Annotated in this window: 3 protein-coding genes and 1 pseudogene; all 4 read left to right on the plus strand. The window is 32.9% G+C overall.

The window, feature by feature from the left end; translation table 11 throughout:
- Window positions 1–175 precede the first annotated feature (175 nt).
- Window positions 176–973 carry a helix-turn-helix domain-containing protein gene (locus F598_RS0107295; RefSeq protein WP_019038381.1) on the plus strand — a complete coding sequence of 266 codons (798 nt, stop codon included), beginning with the start codon at window positions 176–178 and terminating at the stop codon, window positions 971–973.
- 147 nt (window positions 974–1,120) lie between these two features.
- Window positions 1,121–2,803, plus strand: a complete 1,683-nt coding sequence (locus tag F598_RS0107300) for an FISUMP domain-containing protein (RefSeq protein ID WP_019038382.1) — start codon at window positions 1,121–1,123, stop codon at window positions 2,801–2,803.
- A gap of 125 nt (window positions 2,804–2,928) precedes the next feature.
- The gene (locus tag F598_RS14500; RefSeq protein WP_019038383.1) at window positions 2,929–4,587 is read left to right on the plus strand and encodes a serine hydrolase domain-containing protein; all 1,659 of its coding nucleotides are present in this window, start codon (window positions 2,929–2,931) and stop codon (window positions 4,585–4,587) included.
- A gap of 274 nt (window positions 4,588–4,861) precedes the next feature.
- A pseudogene (locus tag F598_RS15605) lies at window positions 4,862–6,000 on the plus strand (hypothetical protein); the annotation flags it as partial.

The raw sequence follows: 6,000 nt of genomic DNA on the forward strand, positions 1-6,000 counted from the left end.
TAACAAACACTTTAAAAATTAGTAAACTCAAAAAAATCTTATTTTCTGTTAACATAATTCATGTTTTTAAGTATTTCGGTTAAAAGCGATTCTTTAGACTAATGTGTTACGATAATTTATTTTTTTATAGTCGCCTTGTTAAACTAAGTAATTTTTAATAAATAATTATTAGACCATGATGCCATTGTATTCCGAAATTTATGTTGATTCAGTAGTAGAAAGGTTTGTGAAAAAACTTTGGTGTCTAGATAACTCTGCTAATTCAAATATAAGTAAAGATATGATGCTGCTTCCTAACGGTTGTTTTAATTTTGGAATAGTTCAAGGTGAAGGTTTGGAAGTATGCTTCAATGCAGGTAAATACAGTTTAGAAAAAGGTCATTATTTGTGCTCTCAGGTCACCGAGAAAGCATTGGTGAAAATAAAACCTTTTACCAAGATCATTTTTATACAACTTCATGCATGGACTCTTTCTTACATATCTGATGTAGATTTTAGCAACCATATCAATAAGGTATTTAGGAGTGACCAGATTTCATTCAGTTCTCATTTTGATTTAAAATTTAATACTACTGATTTGAATGAAATTGTAAATGAAGTCAATAATATATTTAAAGATCTTAACATAAAATATCCCGAAAAAGGAATAGTGGAGGAAATTTCAACAAGCTTAAAAACCAACAAAATTCCCGTAACAAATATAATTAATAAGGTTTCATCAAAATCAACAAGAGCAACTCAGATAAAGTTCAAACGATCAACTGGTATGACAATTAAAGAATATAGTTCAATAATGAATTTCAGAGATTCAGTTGATGGTATAAAAGAAGCTAAAGACACAAATAAACTGACTTGTTTAGCATTGGACTATGGATATTATGATCAGTCTCACTATACTCACATGTTTAAAAAAATAGTAGGAATAACGCCTAAGGAATTCGATCCTAAATCATTCATACTTTCAAAAAACTAAGATATATGCGTTTTTTTACAATTTTATTAGAATATTTAACTCGAAATTTGTAATAAAAATTATATATTTTTTTGTCTTATTATTATGTATAACAAGGTAGTGTTAAATATAAAGTACCTTGTGAATTATTAATTTAAAATATCAAAAATGAAAATTAATTCAGCGATCCTTTTAATAGTCTTATTAGTATTAAATCCTTTTCTTCAGAAAAATGTTTTAGCCCAAAATCAAAACCTTAAAACTAGTAGAGGTACATTTACTGACACGAGGGACGATAAAGTGTATAAGACAATTACGATTGGTTCACAAGTTTGGCTTGCAGAAAATTTTGCCTATTTGCCAAAAGTTGATACGCTTCATATTTCAGTTTACGGTTACAAAGGGACTTCGGTTAGAAAAGCAAAGAAAACCAAGTCATATAAGGAACATGGAGTTCTTTATTCTTGGGAGTATGCAAATAAATTAGCACCTAAAGGGTGGAGATTACCCACGGATGCAGATTGGATACAACTTGAAACTGAAGTAGGGATGTCAAGAGAGCTTGCCATAAAGCATGGATGGAGAGGTGATAACAACAGTGTTGGTTCTCTTAAAGAAAATGGTGATTCGGGTTTCAATATAAAGTTTGCTGGATGGAGAACCGATTATGGAGATTTTAGATTTCAAAATGAGCATGCTAATTTTTGGGCGGCAGACAGTCACGATAAGGAAAGGGCTTACGAGAGGTTAATTGGTGTAACTAACGAGAGAATAGGAAGAGAATTTGGCAACAAAGGCTGTGGCTTTAGTGTTAGGTATGTCAGAGATATTCCAGCAGAAGAGTATGTTACATATCCTGAAAATGAATGGGAAATGATGAAAAACGTATCTGATTTTGGTTGGAGTCAGGAAAAAATAAATCAACTTTATCGTTATGCAATCGATAGTACAAATTCTACTGGAATCATTGTGATCCAAAGTGGTAAGATGATATATGATTATGGCGACACACATGAGATAAGCTATATAGCCTCTGTAAGAAAAAGTATGTTATCTATGCTTTATGGTAAATATATTGAGGATGGTACTATAGATCTAAGTAAGACTCTTAAAGAACTAAAAATTGATGATATTGGCGGCTTGTCAGATATGGAAAAACAGGCATCTATTTTAGATATTCTTGAATCTAAATCAGGAGTGTTTCATGCCGCAAGTAATCCAGGAGGAAATGAATGGCTTTTTCCTGAACGTGGAAGCAAAAAGCCAGGATCTTTTTTTATCTATAACAATTGGGATTTTAATGTTGCTGGTTACATTTTTGAGCAAGAAACAGAATTAAATATTTACGATGCTTTTGAAAAAGATATTGCGGAAAAAATAGAATTTCAGCAATGGAATAGAAGTGCTCAAAGGAAATCTGGAGACACTACTAAATCAAGATTCAAGGCGTACCATTTTGACATGTCCACCAGAGATATGGCCAGAGTAGGTTATTTAATGTTACGAAAAGGAAAATGGAAAGATGAACAGGTTATTCCAGCATCTTGGATAGATAGATCTACATCCATTACAACAAGTTATTCAGATATGTATAAAGTTGATCCTAGGCTTAAAGATTGGTCTTGGTGGAAATGGGGACAGGGACTTATGTGGAGAATATGGGACAGCCCAGATATTTCACCAGAATTTAAAGGTGCTTACACAGCAACTGGTAATCAAGGACAGTATATTACGATTATTCCTTCTATGGATATTGTTGTCGCTCTAAAAACAAAAGGAATTTATGGGAGAAGAACAAATAAACAAGCTTATGAAAAGTTTTTAAAGAAATTGTTTGATGCTAAGAAATAAGATGCTTTCTATTAATGATTTAAAGAAATTCTATTAATAATATATTGAGTTGAAAAACCACAAGAATTGTTTTTATTATAAAATCTGATAAATAGCCAAATTGCTAAATCCCTAAAATATTAATCATGAAAAAATCAATAGTTCATGCTCTTTTTATCGCCATGATATCATTTCATGTGAATGCTCAAATTGAAAAAGATGATCAAATAAAAATTGACAATCTTTTTTCAAAATGGGATAACGAGAATTCTCCAGGCGCTGCAATCGGAATTATTAGGGAAGGGAAACTAATATACGCAAAGGGTTATGGTATAGGAAACCTTGATTATACAATTCCCTTATCAGCAAATTCAAAATTTTATATAGCTTCTACAGCTAAGCAATTTACTGCAGCATGTATTGCATTATTGACAATTGAAGGTAAGATTAGGCTAGATGATGAAATTCAAAAGTATATTCCCGAATTACCTAAATATGATGAGAAGATTACGGTTAGAAATCTCGTTCACCATACAAGTGGAATAAGAGATTATTTAGAACTAATGTACCTCCGAGGAAGTTCTTTTGAAGACTATTTCACAATAGATGATGGACTTAAACTTATAATGAGACAAAATACAACCAATTTTAAGCCTGGTGAGGAGTACCTGTATTCGAACTCAGGTTATATTTTAATGGCAGAAATTGTAAATCGTGTAAGTGGAATGACCATAAGAAAGTATGCTGATAAAAATATATTCCAACCCTTAGGAATGACCAATACCTTCTTCAATGACGATCACAGTCAGATTACTAAAAACAGAGTCATTAGCTATCAAAAACAATCAGATACTCTCAAAAGATTTGTTCAAAATTTTGATGCACATGGAGATGGTAATTTAATAACCACTATTAAAGATATGTATTTGTGGGATCAAAACTTCTATCATCATAAAGTTGGTGGTAAGGTTTTAAATAATTTAATTTCAACCCGTGGAATATTAAACAATGGTGATACAATTCACTATTCATTTGGTCTTTCACACGGAAGGTATAAAGGGATGAAAACTGTTTATCATGGAGGTGGTTTTTTAGGTTTTAGAACACAATTTGTTAGATTCCCTGAGCAGAATTTTTCTGTTATAGTTTTTGCTAATACTCCAGATGTCAATCCTACAGCAAAGGTTTACTCAATTGTAGACATAATATTTGAGGATAAATTACAAAACTCTTCGAAGGAAAATGAAATAACAGAAACTGTAAAGTATGTAAAAATACCTTCAAAAAAGTTGAAAAAGTTTGCAGCGATGTATTGGAATAAAGAAGGTCAAAATTCTCGCAAAATATACGTTGAAAATGACACCTTAAGATATCAAAGATCAGAAGATAGTGAAAGTAAGCTCTTACCTATTTCAAAAAACGAATTTATTATGTCAAATTTTCCAAACGTAAAAGTGAAGTTTAATTTGAAAGAGGATAAAAAGTATGGAATGATCGTAACTCTTGATGATGGTACTTTGATCGAATCATCTGCATACGAGCCAGCCATCATAACTTCCATTTATCTTGATTCCTTTGCTGGTTCATATTATAGCAGCGATCTGGATTGTGTTTATGAATTTAGAATTAGAGATGAAGCTTTATTTCTTTATCGGAATGGTGATGGACTTGGGAAACTTAATCCAGTAATGAAAGATGTTTTTACTAATGATAACATTGGGACATTCAAATTTAATGGTATAAATAAATCAGAATTCTCGATAAGCTCTGAAAGGGTAAATGGAATTAAGTTTATAAGACAATAATAACCTTAATCTCAAAAAAGAAAGCGTCAAAGTTTTTGAAAACCTTTTAACTGGATATTTATGCTAATAAACAGATGATATAAATGTTAAAAATATCATTTAGTCAATGAACAAATAGTTCCAACTGAATATTCAAAAGTAGATTTAAACTGTGTTTGGATATAGAAATTAAATAATCCCTAACTAATCAGCCCTATATGTTTTAAAATCAATTAATTAAAAAAGTCACTAATTTAAATACTTAACCTATTTTTACTAAAAATTAACTAATATTATGAAAAAAATTATTCTTCATTTAACTGTATGTTTTTTACTGTCGCTTTCTCTTTACGCTCAGCCTTCCGTCGGAACAACTACTTTTGATGGACCGAATATCTCTATCGCTGACTTTGATTTATTACCACGAAGCGGACCACCAGTTGATGGTTGGAATTTTTCTATACAAGGAAGTGGCGCTGCAAGTGGATCAATTTTCCACGGAGGAGCTGCTACTCCTTCCTATGTGAGTGTATTTGGACAATCGGGTACAAGCAACATTAATATAGCCAGCAGCGATGGGTCAGAATTCAATTTAGACAATTACAGTGCTCAATTTTTCAATTTCACAGGAACTTATACAGTTACAGCTTATAGAGATGGGGTTTCAGTTGGTTCAACTACAGCCAGCGCTGTTGCAGGAGGAGGTTATTCTACAGTAACCTTTACTGCAAACATAGCTTTCGACAATATTGATGAAATTAGATTGACTGGCTTTAGCAGTAGTAGCGTAACATTTTTAATTGACGAAATAACAATATCAGCAGCTACTGCTATTTCACTTCCAGACGTTACAACAGCAGCAGCCACATCCATCACTGGTATTTCTGCTACTTTAGGAGGTAACGTCATTGATGACGGAGGAGCTTCAGTTACAGCTAGAGGAGTAGTTTATTCGTCTACAGACACGACTCCCGAAATTGGAGAAGCTAATGTCACTCAAGATTCTAATGGAAATGGAACAAGCTCTTTTAATGAAATTATTTCAGGCCTTTCTATCGGTACAACCTATTACGTTCAGGCCTATGCAATCAATTCCGAAGGAACGAGTTACGGAGGAGTTCAAAGCTTTACTACTTCATCTTGTGATGTCTCTTTTAGTTATTCAGCCGCCGCCTATTGTGTAGACGCTTCAGACCCGACCCCAACGGTTACGGGATTGACTGGAGGAACATTTTCATCTACAGCTGGATTAAGTATAAACGCTTCCACTGGAGCAATTGATGTGAGTACATCAACCCCAGGAACCTATACAGTGACTTACACAACAGCAGGAACTTGTCCAAACAGCTCTAGTCAAAATGTGACGATCAACGCTTTAGACAATGCCTCTTTTAGTTATGCTGCAGCAGCTTATTGTGTAGACGCTTCGGATCC

Origin of the sequence: Psychroflexus tropicus DSM 15496 (assembly GCF_000378765.1) — a bacterium.
GTDB lineage: Bacteria > Bacteroidota > Bacteroidia > Flavobacteriales > Flavobacteriaceae > Psychroflexus > Psychroflexus tropicus.